Here is a 19,204-nt window from a genome sequence, read left to right on the forward strand (position 1 = left end):
CGTTTGCATGGCCCCTGGCGTCGCTGTCGTGGTGGGCTAGTCCTGGGCTCTGGGCATCAGCGATAACCAGCCATCAATGCGTGACTTATTGGCGCCAAGATCAGAGCGACCAAACCGCAAGCGCGCGTAGACCTTTAGCAAATCGCCGTCCTGACGGGCGGTGGTGTAGTCGGGAAATCCAATGACCTTGGTGCGGGTCACATAGGTGGCCATCCCTTCTTCGACAGATCCTGTCAAAAGTTTTGTCCGCGGGGCTGCGCTAGCGATGCGGTCAAAGTCGTGCAGGCCCTCAGGCCCGGTGCGCACAACCTTAAAGACGCCGCCCCGAAACTCCTTGTCCTCTGACAGTTCCGGCTGGGTGTTCCAATCAAAGGGATCAACCGGTGCCAATCGGATAAAGCCGACAACCACCACGGCAGCTGCCAGCACAATCCAAATCAACATCATTATCTTTCCCATGGTCGCCCCGCCCTCTTCTTTGCGCCTACCCCCAAAGTGAGAGATCGTCAGAGAAGAGCTTAGCGCGACTTGACCCCTGGAAGAACGCACATCATCTCGTAAAGCAAATTAGCCGCAGTCAGGGCTGTATTGCCTGAGGTGTCATAGGGCGGCGAAACCTCCACCAGATCACAGCCCACGATGTTCAACCCCTTCATGGCGCGGATCAGCTCCAGCGCCTGCGGAGTGGTCAAGCCGCCGATTTCCGGTGTGCCGGTTCCAGGCGCATAGGCTGGGTCCAGACTGTCGATGTCATAGGTGATATAAACCGGGCGGGCGCCAATATCGCGGCGGATCTCGGCACCCATATTGTGCAGTTGCCGCCCCCAGAGCTCCTGGGCGGGAAACTGTTGAAAGCCCCAGCCCTGTGCCTCGGTGAAGTCATTCGCGCCGTAGCCGGTGCCACGAATGCCAATCTGGTAGGTCTTGTCTGCGACGATCAAGCCTTCCTCATAGGCACGACGAAACACCGTGCCGTGGGTTTCGCGTTCGCCAAACATATCATCGTTCACATCCGCATGGGCATCCACATGGACCAGCGCGACAGGACCATATTTGGCGGCAATCGCCCGCAGAATTGGCAGGGTGATCGAATGATCGCCGCCCATCGCCATCGGAATCACACTGCCCGACAGGATCGCCTGATAGCTTTCCTCGATGATGCGCAGGGATTCTTTCAGCGAGAAGGTATTGATCGCCAGATCGCCAATGTCCCCCGCATTCAGGCTGTCAAAGGGTGCAGCCCCCGTGGCCATGTTATAGGGACGCAGCATGGCGCTCTCGCTGCGAATTTGTTTGGGGCCAAAACGGGTGCCGGACCGCCAGGAGGTTCCGATATCCATCGGCACCCCCAGAAAGGCAACGTCCAAACCTTCGAGCGAGGTTGCCTGCGGCAGGCGCATAAAGGTGCTTGGCCCGGAAAACCGCGCCAGATCATTGCCACTAATCGGTTGATTAAACTCAGCCATTTTCTCTCATATTCCAGCCCAGGAGGCAGATAATTTCCATTGCAACATGGGCCCCGGCAATTGCAGTCGCCCCGGTGGTGTCAAACGGAGGCGAGACCTCCACCACGTCACCGCCTTTGATATTGATCCCGGCGATCTCGCGCAAGATGCGAGCCGCCTGCGCAGAGGTAAGACCGCCCCAGACAGGGGTGCCAGTGCCCGGTGCATAGGCAGGGTCCAAGCCGTCGATATCAAAGCTGAGGTAACAGGGCCGATCCCCGAGGATGGTTTTGATCCGGGCCGCGGTTTCAACCGGGCCAATTTCATGCACGGTTGCCGCATCAATGATATTGACCCCCAGACTGTCCTCGTTGGTGGTGCGGATGCCCACCTGCACCGAGGTGGCCGGATCAACGATGCCTGATTTCACCGCCTTGTAGAACATGGTGCCATGATCGACGCGGGTAAAATCATCATCCGGCCAGGTGTCCGTATGGGCATCAAACTGCAACAGCGAGATCGGGCCGTATTTCTCGGCATAGGCCTTGAGGATCGGAAAACTGATGTAGTGATCTCCCCCCAGCGTCACTGAGGCGGTATCGCTCGCAAGAATACCGCGCATGTGATCGCGCAGCGTATCCGGGAAAGCCGCCACATTCGCATAGTCAAAGGCCAGATCGCCATAGTCGACAATGGCCAGTTCACTCAGCGGATCATAGCCCCAGCCATAGGGGGCATCCGGGCTTTGCAATGCCGACGCCTCGCGGATTGCCCGTGGCCCTAAACGGGTGCCCGGGCGGTTGGTGACGGCCTGATCAAAGGGCACACCGGTTACCGCGATATCCGCAACACTCAGGTCTTTGCTATAGCGACGACGCGCAAAAGACAGCGCCCCGCCAAAGGTATTCTCAAAGCTAAGCCCGGTCAGCTCCTCGCGCGTGAAGGCCTGATCGACCTGTGTTTTTGCATCTTCCAGTGCCATTTACCCACCCCCTTTGCATTTCCCGCCCCGGCGGCGCCAAGCAAGTGAAACCGAGGCGCCAAGACCAGAACGGTCAATTTTGATCATATTGCAAAGCCGGGATAGCCATTTTTAGAGCTCCTGTCACCTCAGCACCTGCTCCGGCGGCCGCAAAGCCTGGCTCCAGCCGACTGCGGACCGGCCTTGCGCCTATCCCAGGGGCTGCGCCCGCTCCACCACACGTGCAAAGAAGGAGGCGCCAATTGGGGCGATATCGTCGTTGAAATTGTACTTCGGGTGATGCAGGCCTGCGCTTTCGCCCTGGCCCAGGAAGAGATAGGCACCGGGACGCGCGTTCAACATATATGAGAAATCCTCTGCGCCCATTTCGCGGCCGCCATCAGCCTCGACATTTTCTGGCCCTGATACCTCGCCCGCGACTTCGGCTGCAAACCCCGCCTTGGCGGCGTCATTGATGGTCGCCGGATATCCGACCTCATAGTTCAATTCAGCTGTCACACCATAGCTCGCCGCTTGCCCCGCAACGATCTCCTCCATGCGGCGCATGACCATGGCCTGCACCTGCGGATTGAAAGTGCGCACCGTGCCATTGATATAGGCCGTATCCGGGATCACATTGTCCACGGTTCCGGTGTGAATTTGCGTCACCGAGACCACCAGATCCTCAAGCGTGTGATGGTTGCGGCTGATGATGGTTTGCAGCGCCTGGGCAATGCCACAGGCCGCCATCACCGGATCACGGGTCTCATGCGGCATCGCCCCATGGCCACCAACGCCTTGAATATGAATGTGAAACGTATCCACGGCCGCCATCAGCGCACCGGGCGTGGTCACAAAGCTGCCCACAGGCAATCCCGGCGCATTGTGCAGCGCATAGACTTCGCCAATATCAAAGCGCTCCATGATGCCTTCCTCGACCATGATCCGGGCGCCGCCAATGGCCTCTTCGGCGGGTTGAAAAATCAACGCCACCCGGCCAGAGAAGTTGCGCGTCTCCGCCAGATATTTGGCCGCCCCCAGCAGCATGGTTGTATGACCGTCATGGCCACAGGCATGCATGTTGCCCGCATGCTGCGAAGCATAGTCAACGCCGGTTTCTTCGGGGATGGGCAGCGCGTCCATATCGGCGCGCAATCCAATTGTCGGCCCCTGCCCCGCCGTGTTGCCCTGGCCATTGATGATGGCCACCATGCCAGAGGTGGCAATACCTTCGTGCAGCTCATCCACGCCAATCTCGCGCAGACGCTCCGCCACATAGGCGGCTGTCTTGGGCAGATCCAACGCCAATTCGGGGATCTGATGCAGATGCTGACGCCAGGTCTTCATCTCGGGGGCAAAATCAGCAATGCGGTTCACGACGGCCATGGGGTGGACTCCTGTGCGAGGATCGGGATTGATGCATCTGACACAGGAACAAGAGAGGCTGCAATGCCCGAAACACCGCCACCACCGCCTTTCGACATGGCATTGATACAAAACAAAACCGCTGGGATCGAGCGGCTGCTTGCAATCATGCAGGCCCTGCGCGACCCCAGCCACGGCTGCCCCTGGGATCTGGAGCAGGATTTTGCCTCCATCGCCCCCTATACCATCGAGGAAGCCTACGAGGTCGCCGACGCAATTGAACGCCAGGCCTGGGATGAGCTGAAGGGCGAGTTGGGCGATTTGTTGTTCCAATCCGTCTTTCACGCCCAAATGGCTACTGAGGCCGGGCATTTTACCTTCCAGGATGTGGTCACCACCATGTCCAACAAGATGGTTTCGCGGCACCCGCATGTTTTTGGCAATGAAACCCGCGACAAAAGCGCAGACCAACAAACTGCCGACTGGGAGGCCATCAAGGCGGCCGAACGGGCAGGCAAGCAGGAAACCGGCACTTTGGACGGTGTCGCCGTGGGGCTGCCGGCCCTGCTACGGGCCTACAAGTTGCAAAAGCGCGCGGCCCGCGTTGGCTTTGACTGGCCCGCGGTTGACCAGGTCATCGCCAAAATCGCCGAGGAAAGCGGCGAACTGGCTGAGGCCCGCTCCGAGTTGAGCCAGGTGGAGGTCGAAGAGGAATTTGGCGATCTGATGTTTGTCATGGCCAATCTTGGCCGCCACCTGGGTGTCGAGCCCGAAGCAGCCCTGCGCAAAGCCAATGCCAAATTCATCCGCCGCTTTGAAGGTGTCGAGGCCAAACTGGCCCTACTGGGAAAACGCCCCGAAGACAGCGACCTGGCGGAAATGGATGCGCTGTGGGATGCCGTAAAGGCTGACGAGAAAACGTCAGACTGACCGCCGCGTCATCTTTCCCAAAACAATCAAAATCCGCGCGCCTCACCTGCGCGCGGCTGGACATTTCCAGTCGCCACTGCAACGCTCACCTTTTACCACAGGACCCCGCATATGACTGCCCGCAAAGTAATAATCGACACCGACCCCGGACAGGACGATGCCGTCGCGCTGCTGCTGGCCCTGGCCAGCCCTGATGACATTAATGTGCTGGGAATTACCTGCGTTGCCGGCAATGTGCCGCTGCCGCTGACCCATAAAAACGCCCGCATCATCTGCGAGGTCGCAGGCCGCACCGATGTCCCGGTCTTTGCCGGTCGTGCGGCGCCGCTGTCGCGCCCCCTGGTCACCGCCGAAGAGGTGCATGGCAAAACAGGGCTGGATGGCCCCGAACTGTTTGAACCAACACTGCCGCTGCAGGATCAGGATGGCGTGGCGTTCATCATCGACACCCTGAGACGTGAACCGGCTGGCTCGGTAACGCTTTGTCCGCTGGGACCGCTCAGCAATATTGCCGCCGCCTTTCAGGCCGCGCCGGATATCATGGAGCGCGTGCAAGAAGTAGTGCTGATGGGGGGCGCCTATTTTGAGGTCGGCAATGTCACGCCAGCGGCTGAGTTCAACATCTATGTCGACCCGGAAGCTGCTGACATCGTGCTGAAATCCGGCATTCAAATCACCATGATGCCACTGGATGTCACCCACAAGGCCCTGACCACCCGCCCCCGTATTGAGGCGCTGCGGGCCCTGGGTAATCGTGCCGGGTCTTTCACTGCAGAAATGCTCGATTTCTTTGAACGGTTCGACATGGAGAAATATGGCTCAGACGGTGGGCCGCTGCATGACCCCTGCGTGATTGCCTATCTGATCCAGCCCGCGCTGTTCTCAGGCCGCCAGGTCAACGTCGAGATTGAAACCCAGTCAGAGCTCACTCTTGGTATGACCGTCGCCGACTGGTGGGGCGTCACCACGCGCCCGCCCAATGCGCTGTTCATCGGTGATCTGGACGCCGAAGGGTTCTTTACCCTCATCACTGACCGTCTGGGCCGGTTGTGAGCGCCGCCCTGCATCTGGCCCGCCCTGAGCATCTGGAAAAGCTGCTCACCATGGTGGAGGCCTTCCATGTGGAAGAAGGCCTGGACACCAGCCCAGAACAGCGCCGTGCCGGTATTGAACCGCTGCTGGAGGGCATCCCCTATGGTGCGGTTTATATCATCGGCCCCACCCGTGCCCCCATCGGCTATATCGTAGTCACCTTTGGCTGGTCGGTGGAGTTTGGCGGCATGGATGGATTTGTCGATGAGATCTATATCCGCCCGCCGGTGCGCGGCCGGGGGCTCGCCTCTGAGGTGCTGATCGAACTGCCCAAGACCCTGGCCAAGGCCGGGATCAAGGCGTTGCACCTGGAGGTGGACCGGGAGAATGAGCAGGCCCAGAGACTGTACCAGCGCACCCGGTTCCAGCCCCGTGACAGATACATGTTGATGACCAAGGTCTTATGACCCTGCGCAAATATGTCAGAGCAGAATCCCTCAGGAAGTGCTTGTAATCATAAACGAATTGTATGTTGATCCCGACGTTTGACCAGTGTTACCGAGCTCAGGCTGAAAAACGTGTGGCTGGTTCGGTTATCCCAGCCCTTGCATTGATAGGGTCTATACAGGGCCAACAATGTCAGAGTTAGTTGGGCCATAGGCCCAAACCCGCAGCAGCTCCCTCTTCGGGGTGCTGCGGAACTGCGCCAAGGCCATCCCGTTGCATCCCGCTTTATACAGAAAACAGGAATGCCAAGCATGAGCCAACTTCAATCACCCCAGCCTCCCCAATCCAAGTCCGTCATAGTTTTGGCGCAGTTCTTTATCGCCTTTATGATGGCGCTCCTAATGACCGGAATTTTCACGGCCTTTCCAATGCACTTTACCTCTGGATGGATAGGGCTCTGGATGAACCGATTCATGACCGCAATGCCTATCGCCTTTGTTTTATCCTTAGCCGTCGGCCCCCTGGCATTCAAAATGTCGGCCATAACGCACCAATACCTGCGGCGAGTTTCGTGAAGCTTTCTCAACTAAAAAGCCCTGTGTCACGAGACACAGGGCTTGGCTATTTTCGTTGAACTCAGCCGAGCTATGCAGAAAGCTTTAGCCGGATCGTAGAATAATCACCCCTTCAGGATCGAGCGGCCTGCGTATTCTGCAACTTCGCCCAGCACTTCCTCAATGCGGATCAGCTGGTTGTATTTCGCCAGCCGGTCAGAACGCGCCAGCGAGCCGGTTTTGATCTGGCCACAGTTAGTGGCAACCGCGAGGTCTGCAATGGTGGCGTCCTCGGTCTCGCCCGAGCGGTGGGACATCACATTGGTGAAGCCCGCACGGTGGGCCATATCTACAGCCTTCAGCGTCTCGGTCAGGGTGCCGATCTGGTTCACTTTGACCAGCATGGAGTTGGCACTACCGCGCTGGATGCCTTCGGCCAGACGCGCCGGGTTGGTGACAAAAAGATCGTCGCCAACCAGCTGCACCTTGTCGCCGATGGCGTCGGTGAGGGCCTTCCAGCCGTCCCAGTCGTCTTCGCCCATGCCATCCTCGATCGAGATGATCGGGTAGTCATTCACCAGCGCCGCCAGATAGTCGACGTTCTCGGCTGAGGACAGAACCTTGCCCTCACCGGACAACACGTATTTGCCGTCCTTATAGTATTCAGTGGCGGCGCAATCCAGCGCCAGATAGATTTCCTCGCCGGGGCGGTAGCCTGCTTTTTCGATGGATTTCAGAACAAAATCAAGCGCCTCACGGGTGGAAGCAATGTTGGGGGCAAAGCCACCCTCATCCCCGATTCCAGTGGACAGACCCGCAGCGGACAGCTCTTTCTTCAGGGTGTGGAACACCTCGGCGCCCATGCGCACGGCCTCGCGGATATTGTCCGCGGCCACTGGCATGATCATGAATTCCTGAATGTCGATGGGGTTGTCGGCATGTTCCCCACCATTGATGATGTTCATCATCGGCACCGGCAGAACACGGGCAGAGGTGCCCCCCACATAGCGAAACAGCGGCTGGGTGGTGAAATCAGCGGCGGCCTTGGCCACAGCCATGGAAACACCGAGGATCGCATTGGCCCCCAGACGCGCCTTGTTTGGCGTCCCGTCCAGCTCGATCATCGCCCCGTCAACCGCTACCTGCTCGGTGGCGTCAAAGCCAACCAGTTCTTCGGCGATTTCACCGTTGACGGCGGCAACCGCTTCCAGCACGCCTTTGCCAAGGTAGCGGTCCTTGTCGCCGTCGCGCCGTTCCACCGCCTCGTGAGCACCGGTAGAGGCGCCCGAGGGCACGGCGGCGCGGCCCATGGTGCCGTCTTCCAGGATCACATCGACCTCAACCGTGGGGTTGCCCCGGCTGTCGAGGATTTCGCGGGCGTGAATGTCGATAATTGTGCTCATTTGGACGGTCCTTGACTGCAACAAAAGATGCCTGCGTCATAGCAGCCAAGGGGCAAATGTAAACAGAGATCGTTATCGCTAACGGCGTTTATTTCACGAGGTTAGGGCTAACATATCTCTGTTTGCGCCACCGGTATCGATGTCGTTTCTGGCGCCTGCAGACTTTGGCCTGATGCGAGGACTAGACGCCGGTTGATCCGGGTGTTGCTGACACCACAGAGCCCGCACGGTGCAGGCGCGCCTGCTCCCGGACCTGTTCGCGAGCCAAGCGCCGTTCCCGCACAAAGGTATAAAGACCAGAAACAATGATCAGCGCAGCCCCGCCCAGGGTCATGGCATCAGGACGCTCACCAAAGACCAGCACCCCAACCAGTATGGAAAACAACAGCCTGCTGTAGCGAAATGGCGTGATGGCGGATGCATCCCCAATGCGGGTTGCGGTTACGATGGCGTAATAGCCGGCAACGCCAAAGACGATCCCCCCCAGCATCATCCCCACCTCACGCCCATCCAGCGCGGTTGGCTCTGCGCCGGTAGAGACCAGCAACAGCCCACCGGCCACGATCACCGAGGCAAAGGCCTGAAAGCTGACAACCGCCGACGAGACAGAGCTATCGACCATACGGGTCAGCAGATCCCTTGCAGCAATAGCCAGAACCGCCACCAGCACCAGAATCACCGAAGGGTTAAATCCTGCCAGCCCAGGGCGTACAATCATCAAGACCCCGACAAAGCCCACACAGATCGCGCTCCAGCGCCGCCAGCCAACCTGCTCCCCCAGGAACAACGCAGCCCCCATGGTGATAACCAGGGGCAGCGCCTGAAACACCGCAGCAACCGTGGAAATATCGACCAAAGACAGCGCAGTGGCAAAGGCCACGGCGCCCACGGCCTCTGAGAGGGTGCGTAGGATTGCCGCCCCGCGCCAGGCCGCAGGCGCAAAAAGATTGTCGCCCCGGTACACAGCCGCCGCCGCAAAGACCGTGCCGGAACCAAGGCCCAGCAACATCAGGATCTGCCCCACAGGAACGTCCCCCGATAGCCGCTTGATGAACATATCTTCCAGGGTGAAGGCGGCCATGGCCGCAATGATAAAGAGAATTCCGTTTAGATTGTTCACGCCAGGCCCTCCGAAAAATGGGCGCTGCTTTGCCTGCCGTTTGTCACCGGACCAATGCAGCACCTGGTCAGGGAATGGTGGTCAACCCGCCCCATCGCAAGTCAATTTACGACATGAAACACAACAGTTTGTGGGTTTAGACTTCACAATCGTTGATAGGTTAAGTGAAAATCACGTCCCGCCAGGTCGATACCGCTTCCCTTGAGGTCTCCCCTTGAAGGCCCACCTTCTTGAGGATCACTCAGAGGGTGCGGCTTTCTTCAGAGGCACCCCATAGAGCTCCAGCTTGTGACCTTTGAGCTGATATCCCAGTTTGGCCGCGATGCGTTCCTGCAGCGCTTCGATGTCGGGATCACAGAATTCGATCACTTCACCGGTATTGATATCAATCAGATGGTCGTGATGCTCCCGGTCTGCATCCTCGTAGCGGGCACGGCCATCGCCAAACTCCAACCGGTCCAGAATCCCGGCTTCCTCGAACAGTTTGACAGTGCGATAGACTGTGGCAAGAGAAATCCCGCTGTCCAGCGCGCTGGCCCGGGCATAAAGCGCTTCGACATCCGGGTGGTCGGCACTGTCCTGCAGAGCACGGGCAATCACCCGACGCTGGCCGGTCATCCGCAGGCCCTTGGCCTCACATCGAGCGATAATTGTCATCACGTTTTGCTTTCCGTCCACTGGTCTGGGTTCTCTATGTAGTCAATCCGTGCGCCGACGAAAACCAATTTCCATCAGAACGCGCCATTGACTTTATCCACATAACCGCCCATGTGATGCAAAGGCATCCTTCCCTGCCGCGTGAGCAGAGACAGCCCGGACGCGCAACATATGTGCGACAAACCCGGTGTCTAGTGAAGTGCCAAGGTTCCCAAAATCACGCGTGGGGCACTTGCAAATCCCAGCGGCCAGGCATTCGTCTGCGCCCGTTTGAGGGCTTTGCCCCACCAAAAGCCAGCGCATTCTGCGACTGGTCGACACGGTTCGTGCCATGGGCATTGAGCCGCGAAAGGACGATACGTGACTGAATTTTCGACAATGGGCCTGCCCGATCTTGTTCTGGCCCGTCTGGCCGATATGGGTCTGAAAGAGCCAACCCCGATCCAGGCCCGCGCCATTCCCCACGCCCTGAACGGCGAAGACGTGCTGGGTCTGGCCCAGACCGGCACCGGTAAAACTGCTGCCTTTGGCGTGCCCTTGATCGCCCGCATGCTGGACTATGGCCGCAAGCCTGCCGCCCATACCGTGCGCGGCCTGGTGCTGGCGCCCACCCGCGAACTGGCCAACCAGATTGCCGCCACCCTGAAAGACCTGACCGAAGGCACCCCGATGAAAATCGGCCTGGTGGTGGGCGGTGTTTCGATCAACCCGCAGATCCAGAGGATCTCCCGCGGGACCGACATTCTGGTGGCCACCCCTGGCCGCCTGCTCGATATCCTGGACCGCAAGGCGCTGGATCTTGGCTCCTGCGATTTCCTGGTGCTGGACGAGGCCGACCAGATGCTGGACCTCGGCTTTATCCATGCGCTCCGCAAAATTTCTGCCCTGCTGCCCGAAGAGCGCCAGACCATGCTGTTTTCGGCCACCATGCCCAAGCAGATGAACGAGATTGCCAACTCCTATCTCAACCGTCCTGTGCGCATCGAAGTCTCCCCTCCGGGCAAGCCCGCAGCCAAGGTGACGCAATCGGTGCATTTCATCGCCAAGGCGGAAAAGCTGAGCCTGCTCAAGGAATTGCTGACCGAGCACAAGGATGAGCGCACGCTGGTCTTTGGCCGCACCAAGCACGGTATGGAAAAGCTGATGAAAGTGCTGGAGAAATCCGGCTTTGCCGCAGCCGCCATCCATGGCAACAAAAGCCAGGGCCAGCGCGAGCGTGCCTTGGCAGCCTTTAAATCAGGCCAGATCAAGGTCTTGGTTGCAACGGATGTTGCGGCCCGTGGCCTGGACATCCCCGATGTCAAATATGTCTACAACTACGAGCTGCCCAATGTAGCGGATGCCTATGTGCACCGGATCGGCCGGACAGCGCGCGCTGGCAAGGACGGCCAGGCCGTTGCTTTCTGTGCCCCCGATGAGATGGAAGAGCTGAAAGCGATCCAGAAGGTGATGAAAATCACCATTCCAACCGCCTCCGGCAGCCCATGGGAGCCAGTTCCCGGCGCCAGCCCCGCGCGTGGTGGCCGTCCCGGTGGCAAACCAGGCGGCAAGCCCGGCGGCAACCGTCGCCGTGGCGGTGGTGGTCGCGGCCAGTCCCAGGGCGGCGGTAAACCCGGTGGGGCCGCCAACGGGTCCGGCGCAAGCGCAGGTGGTGGTGCAGGTAACCGACGCCGTCAGGCCCGCTAAGAAGCCTCATCCTGCGGTCAGTTCAGGTTGCGAAAGCCCAGACGGGCCCTGCACAGCCAATTTCATATCGCCAATGGCGCTCTGCTTCCCGCAGGGCGCCATTTCTTTTTGACAGCAATCTGCACCCGCAATGGTGAGCCCTTCTCCGCCCCTTTGATGTCAGCGCGCGGTTTATGCAAGCGCGAGGTCCGCGCAAGTCCCCGGACTCCAAATGCTCCCGCCCACTCCCATTGCATCAAGATGCAACAGGAGCAGTTGGGGGTGGCGCCGTGCCTTTGGCACGGCGCCACCCCCAACGGGAGGAGAGCTTATTCATAAGCTCGACGACGGGCGGGAGAACTACCTTGGCCTGAACTTTGACCTCTGCCCAGCAAGGCCCCTAAGCGAGGTGGCGCAGCTGCTATCAGGTGCCGCAAAAGGTGGCTGTGACCACCTCATGCGCTTCGGGAGGCCCGCGCAGATCCTCTGCCCCTGATTGCTCTGTGAATGGCTGCTGCAGCACTGTCCCCAAGCGCTCAAACAGGGTAAAGTCCCCTGCCACCGCAGCAGTGATCATTTCTTCGATCCGGTGATTGCGCGGGATATAGACCGGGTTACTGGCCCGCATTATGGCCTGCGGATCTTGTTCCTGTTCCCGCCGCTGCATCCAGCGGGCCTGCCAAGGGGCAAACGCCTTGGGATCACGAAAGTGATCTGCCGCGGTTCCCTCAGCCAAAGCACGGAAGGTATTGGTAAAATCCGCTTGGCCTTCTTCCATCAGCTGCAACAGGTCCGAAATCAGTTCCAGATCCTGCGGCGCTACGGTCTCAAGACCAATTTTGCGCCGGAACAAGCGCAGCCACGCGACTTCGATCAAGGAGGGCATGGCGTGAATAATCGCTGTGGCCTCTTCCACCGCCTCTTGCGGGTCGTCCAGTTGCTGGATCAGGGCGGTGGCCAGCTGTGCCAGGTTCCAGACTGCGATACTTGGCTGGTTGGCATAGGCGTAGCGCCCCCCCCGGTCGATCGAGGAAAACACTTGCTCGGCCCGGTAGGTATCCATGAAGGCACAGGGGCCATAGTCGATGGTCTCACCTGAAATGCTGCAGTTGTCGGTGTTCATCACCCCGTGAATAAAGCCAACCGACATCCAGGCGGCAATCAGCTCGGCCTGGGCATCCCGCACCGCGCGCAAAAGCCCCAGCGGCCCCTCGGCCTGCGGATAATGGCGCTTGATGGTATACTCCGTCAGCTGCCGCAGCGCTGTGGTCTCCCCCCGCGCTGCAAAGAACTGAAAGGTCCCCACCCGCAAATGGCTGGCGGCAACGCGTGTCAGTACCGCGCCGGGCATCCCGCCTTCGCGCCACACGGTCTCACCTGTGGCGACAGCCGCCAAGGCGCGGGTAGTGGGAATGCCCAAGGCATGCATCGCCTCCGAGACCACATATTCGCGCAGCACCGGCCCCAACCAGGCCCGGCCATCCCCCTGACGGGAAAAGGGTGTACGCCCCGCGCCTTTGAGTTGCAGATCATAGCGCCTGCCCTCCGCGCCAACCACTTCGCCCAGCAGCACCGCACGACCATCCCCAAGCTGAGGGTTGAAATTGCCAAACTGGTGGCCTGCATAGGCCTGCGCCAGGGGATCCGCCCCTGCTGGCATTTGATTGCCGGCAAAGACCTCAGCCATCTGAGCAAGATCGTCGGCCTGAACCTGCAACAGGTCAGCCAGGGTCTGGTTAAAAGCAATCAGCTGCGGTGCGGCCACTGGCGTGGGCTGCTGCCTGCTATAGAAGCCGGGCCCCAGCTGGGCATATGTATTTTCAAAGGGGATGTGCAAAACCATGACCTCAAGATATGTCTCAGATACAAGAATACCAGTGTGAAGGTGCTGCCACGATGACTGCGGATGAAATCATTACAAAACTGCAACTTTCCCGCCACCCCGAAGGCGGTTGGTATCGTCAAACCTGGGTGGCCGAAAATGAGGGCCGCCCCAGCGGTACCTGCATCTATTTCCTGCTTCGTGGCGATGAAGCAAGCCACTGGCACCGGGTCGATGCCAGTGAAATCTGGCTCTACCATTCCGGAGCGCCGCTAATCCTGTCGCTCTCCGCAACCGACGCGGGCCCCGCCGCAGAACATCTGCTCACCCCGGATCTCACTGTAGGGCAGCCCCAAATCATCGTCCCCGAAGGCCACTGGCAGGCCGCCCGCAGCACTGGCGACTACACTCTGATCAGCTGCACCGTGTCGCCGGGTTTCCAGTTTGAGGGTTTTGAGCTGGCCGCACCTGGCTTTGATATCCCAAAAAAATAACGCCAGTTGCGCCCAAGGGACCGCCGGAGCAAGCGCGCAGCCCTGTGTCAGGCAGTCGCACGTTCATCCTGCAACAATAGGGTAATCCCTATTGGCCAAAAATGCGGCCCGTTCGCTTCCTCTCCTTTAACCCGTCAGGGTCAAATTGGGGTGTCCCATGGCATCAGATCGGGGTCTCCCCTGGCATCGGGACCGGGTAATTGCCCTCGGCAACCATCAATTGGAGGCCATCCCGGCACAGGATGGCAAACGACAGGCAAACTGTTTTCAGCACGACCTCACTCTGGCCGAGCCCGCAGATGTTTTGATCCCCGTCATGCAGACTCTGCACCGCTTTGTCCCCACGACCTGCACTCAAGGCAGGCGCGTGTTACGCGCAGACCACGCGGATTCTGACCTTCCGGAACCATTAGCCAGAACCATTAGCGCAACCATTGAAATGGGCGTCATAGCCCGTACCCCTAGTCAGTTCCCGGCACACTGATCACCCCGCCGCCGACGCAGGCCCGCACACCTGTGGTGCCCGGACAGGAGGTCGCCAGGCCACGGGCCACCCGCACCGCCAGAAAGCCAAAAGCCTGGGCCTCCAGCATGTCACCATCCAGCCCGACCGCCTCAACCGGTTTGACAGGACAGTCCAATGAGACCGCCAACATCTGCATCAGCACCGGATTGTGCCGCCCACCGCCAGTCACCAGAACCACCGCAGGCGGCTCCGGGCAGTGTTCCATCCCCTGCGCCACCGAGGCCGCGCACATGGCCGTCAGAGTGGCGGTGGCGTCTGCGTCACTCAGCTCTGTCACCAGATCAATCATCTCCGCAAAATCATTCCGGTCCAGTGACTTGGGCGGCATACGGGAAAAATAGGGCTCAGCCAGAAACAGCTCCAGCGCGCCGGTCTCAACCTCTCCGCTGCTGGCGACGCCCCCGTCCTTGTCAAACGCCAGCCCCAGCCGTGCCTGCAACAGGTCATTGATCGGCGCATTGGCCGGCCCGGTATCAAAGGCCAAAAGCGCACCGGAAGCTTCCGGACTGTCCAAACGCGGATCCACATAGGTAAGATTGCCAACCCCGCCGAGGTTCAGGAAACAAATCGGGCCGGTGGCCTTGATATATTTGGCGCAGGCAAAGTGGAAAAACGGCGCCAGCGGCGCGCCTTCGCCGCCCATGGAAACATCATCGCTGCGAAAGTCCCACACAACCGGCAGGTCCAACGCCTCGGCCAGAGCCGCGCCGTTGCCGACCTGCAGGGTGCCTTGCTGGCGCGGGGCATGGGCCAATGTCTGGCCATGAAACCCAATCAGATCGATATCTTCAAACCCGCCAAGCGCCGCAATATGCTTGGCCTCAACCACCTCGGCGGCTGCCTCAACCTCGGCGCCGAGCCAATGTCCAAGACCTGCGCGCAGCACCCCTCTCTCGACATCCGAGTAAGCCTGGTAGCCACTGGGGCCAAAGCCCGCAATTGTTAGGCCATCTGTCTCAACCACCGCAACATCCACCCCATCCAGCGAGGTGCCACTCATCGCGCCCAGGGCCCGTACCACGCCGGTTTTGGCGATTGCTTTTCTCATCTACCGTCTCATCTCATTGTGCCAAAGGCGCCCCGATACCCGCGGCAATCGCCCGGAGCCTTTGCCCCTGCATAGCAGTCTGCTCTGGCACAGGGAACTGCCTTAGCGCGCAGCTGAAATTTTGTCGGCAAAACAGGTTCCATGTGGACAATTTGCGCCTTATACAGCACGTCGCAAACCAAACACCGAGGCATGTTATGACCTATCACCCAAAATCGGACTTTGTCGCTGTCATGATGGAACGCGGGTTCCTTGCTGATTGCACCGATTATCAAGGCCTTGATGAGGCCCTGATGCAGGGTGTTAAGCCTGCCTATATCGGTTTTGACGCTACAGCAAAATCCTTGCATGTGGGCTCGCTGATCCAGATCATGATGCTGCGCTGGTTCCAGAAAACCGGCCACCAGCCGATCACCCTGATGGGCGGCGGCACCACCAAGGTGGGCGACCCTTCGTTTCGCGCAGATGAGCGCCCGCTGCTGAATGACGCCCAGATCGACGACAATATCGCCGGCATCAAAAAGGTGTTCTCGGCCTATATCGACTACGACAGTGACGCGCCCAACAAGGCGCTGATGCTGAACAATGCCGAATGGCTGGACGGGCTCAACTACCTTGAGTTCCTGCGCGACATTGGCCGCCATTTCTCGGTCAACCGCATGTTGGCCTTTGAATCGGTCAAATCGCGGCTGGACCGAGAACAGTCACTGTCCTTCCTCGAATTCAACTACATGATCCTGCAGGCCTATGACTTCCTGGAGCTGAACCGCCGCTACGGCTGCATTCTGCAGATGGGCGGATCGGATCAATGGGGCAATATCGTCAATGGTATCGATCTGACCCGCCGAGTACTGGACAATTCCATCTACGGGCTGACCACGCCGCTGCTGACCACCTCAGACGGCAAAAAGATGGGCAAAAGCCAGGACGGCGCTGTCTGGCTCAACGCAGAAATGCGCTCTCCTTATGAGTTCTGGCAGTTCTGGCGCAACACCACCGATGCCGACGTGGGCCGCTTCCTTAAACTCTACACCGAACTGCCGGTGGATGAATGTGAACGCCTCGGCGCCCTGGCAGGGTCTGAGGTGAACGCCGCCAAAGTCATCCTTGCCAATGAGGTGACCAAACTGCTGCACGGCGCCGACGCCGCGGCCACCGCCGAGGCCACCGCCCGAGACGTCTTTGAAAAGGGCGGCGTCGGTGATGATCTGCCAACCTTGACCCTGACCGGGGCAGAGCTTGGCGATGGCATCTCCATCGTTCAGCTGATTGTCAAATCCGGCCTGGCAAAATCGGGCAAAGACGCCAAACGACTGATCAGTGAAAATGGCGCCAAACTGGACGACAAACCGCTCAGCGACGCCGGCCTGATGATCGACGCCGCGGCGCTGTCCAGCCCCATCAAGCTCAGCGCCGGCAAAAAGCGCCACGCCCTGGTGCAACTGGCAGACTGATCAGCGGGTTCATAAACACTCAAAGGGGCTCAGCGGCCCCTTTACCACCGGCCCGCCCCTTTAAGGCCCGCGCCCAGCCCGGGCCATCCCAAAGACGCCATGGCGCAGCCCACTCCCAGCCGACCTCTTTTCATCTTTCCAGAAATACCTCGGAGTGTGAGGCAGAGCCTCACGAAAAAAACCTGATTTATACCCGCCCGTTGAAACTGGCCCGGTACAACCGTCCAGTCAACTCAGCCCCCTAAAAGAACCACCACTCCATCAGGCTCAACAGCAAGAAGACCGGGATCGACAAAACACTTGCCACAGCAAAGGCTGCCGACAGGGTCAACTTTGGATTTGGCGCGATCTGGCCCAGAACAGGGGTTTGCTTTTTCATCCCCTCATTAACCATCATTTAGGTTTCTGATTGGTAAATGGTCCTATGCTGGACTTCCATGTATCTGCCTCTCCCTCTGTCTCCCTACCGCCGCAAGATTGCGGCAGCGCCGGCCTCACGGCTTTGGCGCAGTCTGCAGAATTTGCACGGGCCCTGAAAGCCCTGGGACAGGCCCCCGTTGTTCTGCCAGAGCTACACAACAGCCTCGTCACCACGCGCCACTTTGCCTCGGGACTGCGGCTCGCCATGATCAATCGCGCGATGCTCCCCCAGCCCAGCCAATTGCCCGCAGCCCTACGGGCCAATGGTCTTGGCAAAACTCCGGTGATCCTGTCTCCCGAACACCCCTTCCCCGAACTTGCACAGATTGGCGCCCTGCCGCTTGTCAGCCCGGCCTGTGTTGCCCAGCTTGACCTGGGAAACACCGCCGCGCAACGCAAAGCCGCCCTGCACCAGAAATGGCGCAATCGCCTGACTCGCGCCCAGTCGAACGGGCTGAAGGTCAGCCGCCAGAACATGCCGCTGGATGCACGCCATTGGCTCTTGGCCGCAGATCAGGTGCAACAGCAGCAGCGTGGCTATCGCAGCTGGCCCATCGCACTAACGCTCGCCTATGCGCAAGAAAACAAAGGCAAGGCAAATCTGTTTCAAGCCTTCAGTGGCAGCGAAGCAGTTGCCGCCATCCTTATCCTGCGCCATGGGCGCGGCGCGACCTATCACATTGCCCATACCACCCCGGCCGGGAAAGCGCTCTCCGCCCACAATCTGCTGATGTGGGAGGCAATGAGCTGGCTCGCCGCCCAAGGCTGCCAGCAACTGGACCTTGGCCTGATCAATACCGAAGAAGCACCCGGTCTTGCCAGGTTCAAACTGGGCACCGGAGCCCGCCTGTCGCAACTGGGCGGCACCTGGGCGCTGTGGCTGCCGATGGGGCGATTGCTCTCGCCCCTGGCCAGCTGGGACAGCAGACTGATGAGCGCCACGTCGCGCTAGACAGAACGGCTGCATGTGATAGTTATTGAACAGATGTTCAGATACTTGAAGGACCCTGTTTTATGAAACTCGCACAGACCTGCGCCATCATTACCGGCGGCGCCTCCGGCCTCGGAGAGGCCACAGCACGCCATTTTGCCGAAAACGGCGCTCAAGTCACCATTCTGGATCGCGACGCAGAGCGCGGTCCCAAGGTCGCCGCAGAGATCGGCGGGCATTTTGTTCAAACCGATGTCACCGATGAGGACTCGGTCAGCGCAGCCATTGCCTTTGCGGTTGAGAAAATGGGGCGTATTTCCGCCTGTGTGAACTGTGCCGGTATTGCCTATGGCATTAAAACCATCGGCCGCGACGGCGCCCACCCCCTGGATGCATACAAGCGCACCATCGACATTAACCTGGTTGGCACCTTTAATGTGGCCCGCCTCGCCGCAGTTGAAATTGCCAAAAACACCCCCGAATCCGATGGTGCCCGCGGTGTGATCATCAATACCGCCTCCATTGCGGCCTATGATGGCCAAAAAGGTCAGGCGGCCTATGCCGCCTCCAAAGGCGGCGTTGTTGGCATGTGCCTGCCGATGGCACGCGATTTGGCCTCTACCGGTATTCGGGTAATGACCATTGCGCCAGGCATCTTTATGACGCCAATGCTGGCGGGGCTTCCAGAAGAGGTGCAACAGCAACTGGCAGCAGATGTGCCAAACCCGGTGCGACTGGGCGATCCGGCAGAATACGGCCGCCTGGCCGGGTTCATCACCGAAATGGGCTATCTCAACGGCGAAGTCATTCGCATCGACGGCGCCTTGCGGATGCGCTGATCGCCAGCTTTAACACCCAGAAAAAAGAAGAGGCGCGGCAAAACCGCCGCGCCCACGTCCCAAATTAAGGGATATGCTTAAAGTTAAGACT

19 protein-coding genes are annotated in these 19,204 nt (G+C 59.5%); 9 read left to right on the forward strand and 10 right to left on the reverse strand.

Annotated elements, in window-relative coordinates:
* Window positions 1-36: 36 nt before the first annotated feature.
* The 4 genes from JZI28_RS11180 to JZI28_RS11195 all read right to left on the reverse strand — a co-directional run bounded on the left by JZI28_RS11180 (window position 37) and on the right by JZI28_RS11195 (window position 3,792).
* Complete coding sequence (locus JZI28_RS11180; protein ID WP_375697645.1) at window positions 37-459, reverse strand: DUF1499 domain-containing protein; 423 nt, start codon at window positions 457-459, stop codon at window positions 37-39.
* Between the two features lie 59 nt (window positions 460-518).
* Complete coding sequence (gene speB / locus JZI28_RS11185) at window positions 519-1,466, reverse strand: agmatinase (RefSeq protein WP_295454489.1); 948 nt, start codon at window positions 1,464-1,466, stop codon at window positions 519-521.
* Window positions 1,459-2,427 carry an agmatinase gene (speB, locus tag JZI28_RS11190; protein WP_375697647.1) on the reverse strand — a complete coding sequence of 323 codons (969 nt, stop codon included), beginning with the start codon at window positions 2,425-2,427 and terminating at the stop codon, window positions 1,459-1,461. The genes speB (JZI28_RS11185) and speB (JZI28_RS11190) overlap by 8 nt, the downstream gene beginning before the upstream one ends.
* A gap of 189 nt (window positions 2,428-2,616) precedes the next feature.
* Window positions 2,617-3,792, reverse strand: coding sequence for a M20 aminoacylase family protein (locus tag JZI28_RS11195; protein ID WP_295454485.1), 1,176 nt, complete (start codon window positions 3,790-3,792; stop codon window positions 2,617-2,619).
* A gap of 63 nt (window positions 3,793-3,855) precedes the next feature.
* Here JZI28_RS11195 and mazG point away from each other — a divergent pair, with 63 nt between their 5' ends.
* The 4 genes from mazG (at window position 3,856) to JZI28_RS11215 (ending at window position 6,755) form a co-directional block, all read left to right on the forward strand.
* A complete protein-coding gene (gene mazG, locus JZI28_RS11200; RefSeq protein ID WP_375697649.1) occupies window positions 3,856-4,701 on the forward strand; it encodes a nucleoside triphosphate pyrophosphohydrolase in 846 nt (281 codons plus the stop codon).
* A 111-nt stretch (window positions 4,702-4,812) separates the two neighbouring features.
* Window positions 4,813-5,754 carry a nucleoside hydrolase gene (locus JZI28_RS11205; protein WP_375697650.1) on the forward strand — a complete coding sequence of 314 codons (942 nt, stop codon included), beginning with the start codon at window positions 4,813-4,815 and terminating at the stop codon, window positions 5,752-5,754.
* On the forward strand, window positions 5,751-6,200 hold the full coding sequence (locus tag JZI28_RS11210; RefSeq protein WP_375697651.1) for a GNAT family N-acetyltransferase: 450 nt from the start codon (window positions 5,751-5,753) through the stop codon (window positions 6,198-6,200). Before JZI28_RS11205 ends, JZI28_RS11210 begins: the two co-directional genes overlap by 4 nt.
* A gap of 291 nt (window positions 6,201-6,491) precedes the next feature.
* Window positions 6,492-6,755 (forward strand): DUF2798 domain-containing protein, encoded by a 264-nt coding sequence (locus JZI28_RS11215; RefSeq protein WP_295454478.1) that lies wholly within the window; start codon window positions 6,492-6,494, stop codon window positions 6,753-6,755.
* A 104-nt stretch (window positions 6,756-6,859) separates the two neighbouring features.
* Here JZI28_RS11215 and eno read toward each other — a convergent pair whose 3' ends face one another.
* From eno to JZI28_RS11230, 3 genes are all read right to left on the reverse strand, one after another.
* Complete coding sequence (gene eno / locus JZI28_RS11220; RefSeq protein WP_297341458.1) at window positions 6,860-8,137, reverse strand: phosphopyruvate hydratase; 1,278 nt, start codon at window positions 8,135-8,137, stop codon at window positions 6,860-6,862.
* A gap of 181 nt (window positions 8,138-8,318) precedes the next feature.
* Window positions 8,319-9,257: a DMT family transporter gene (locus JZI28_RS11225; RefSeq protein ID WP_375697652.1), complete on the reverse strand. Its 939-nt coding sequence runs from the start codon at window positions 9,255-9,257 to the stop codon at window positions 8,319-8,321.
* Between the two features lie 237 nt (window positions 9,258-9,494).
* Window positions 9,495-9,914 (reverse strand): Fur family transcriptional regulator, encoded by a 420-nt coding sequence (locus JZI28_RS11230; RefSeq protein ID WP_348151097.1) that lies wholly within the window; start codon window positions 9,912-9,914, stop codon window positions 9,495-9,497.
* A gap of 360 nt (window positions 9,915-10,274) precedes the next feature.
* Here JZI28_RS11230 and JZI28_RS11235 point away from each other — a divergent pair, with 360 nt between their 5' ends.
* Entirely contained in the window at window positions 10,275-11,600 is a 1,326-nt protein-coding gene (locus JZI28_RS11235; protein WP_375697653.1) for a DEAD/DEAH box helicase, read from the forward strand.
* Window positions 11,601-12,003: 403 nt separating this feature from the next.
* On the opposite strand, the gene JZI28_RS11240 is transcribed toward JZI28_RS11235, so the two are convergent.
* Entirely contained in the window at window positions 12,004-13,422 is a 1,419-nt protein-coding gene (locus JZI28_RS11240) for a YdiU family protein (protein ID WP_375697654.1), read from the reverse strand.
* 53 nt (window positions 13,423-13,475) lie between these two features.
* On the opposite strand from JZI28_RS11240, the gene JZI28_RS11245 reads away from it, so the two are divergent.
* Window positions 13,476-13,895 (forward strand): cupin domain-containing protein, encoded by a 420-nt coding sequence (locus tag JZI28_RS11245; protein ID WP_375700094.1) that lies wholly within the window; start codon window positions 13,476-13,478, stop codon window positions 13,893-13,895.
* 461 nt (window positions 13,896-14,356) lie between these two features.
* Here JZI28_RS11245 and JZI28_RS11250 read toward each other — a convergent pair whose 3' ends face one another.
* Complete coding sequence (locus JZI28_RS11250) at window positions 14,357-15,469, reverse strand: anhydro-N-acetylmuramic acid kinase (RefSeq protein ID WP_375697655.1); 1,113 nt, start codon at window positions 15,467-15,469, stop codon at window positions 14,357-14,359.
* Window positions 15,470-15,666: 197 nt separating this feature from the next.
* Here JZI28_RS11250 and tyrS point away from each other — a divergent pair, with 197 nt between their 5' ends.
* Window positions 15,667-16,923 carry a tyrosine--tRNA ligase gene (tyrS, locus tag JZI28_RS11255; RefSeq protein WP_375697656.1) on the forward strand — a complete coding sequence of 419 codons (1,257 nt, stop codon included), beginning with the start codon at window positions 15,667-15,669 and terminating at the stop codon, window positions 16,921-16,923.
* A gap of 241 nt (window positions 16,924-17,164) precedes the next feature.
* Here tyrS and JZI28_RS11260 read toward each other — a convergent pair whose 3' ends face one another.
* On the reverse strand, window positions 17,165-17,320 hold the full coding sequence (locus JZI28_RS11260; protein WP_353399952.1) for a hypothetical protein: 156 nt from the start codon (window positions 17,318-17,320) through the stop codon (window positions 17,165-17,167).
* Between the two features lie 27 nt (window positions 17,321-17,347).
* On the opposite strand from JZI28_RS11260, the gene JZI28_RS11265 reads away from it, so the two are divergent.
* Complete coding sequence (locus JZI28_RS11265; RefSeq protein WP_375697657.1) at window positions 17,348-18,295, forward strand: GNAT family N-acetyltransferase; 948 nt, start codon at window positions 17,348-17,350, stop codon at window positions 18,293-18,295.
* Between the two features lie 62 nt (window positions 18,296-18,357).
* Window positions 18,358-19,113, forward strand: a complete 756-nt coding sequence (locus JZI28_RS11270) for a 3-hydroxyacyl-CoA dehydrogenase (RefSeq protein WP_353399947.1) — start codon at window positions 18,358-18,360, stop codon at window positions 19,111-19,113.
* Window positions 19,114-19,204: the final 91 nt, after the last annotated feature.

This window comes from Pseudophaeobacter sp. TrK17 (genome assembly GCF_042192375.1).
Classification (GTDB): Bacteria; Pseudomonadota; Alphaproteobacteria; order Rhodobacterales; family Rhodobacteraceae; genus Pseudophaeobacter.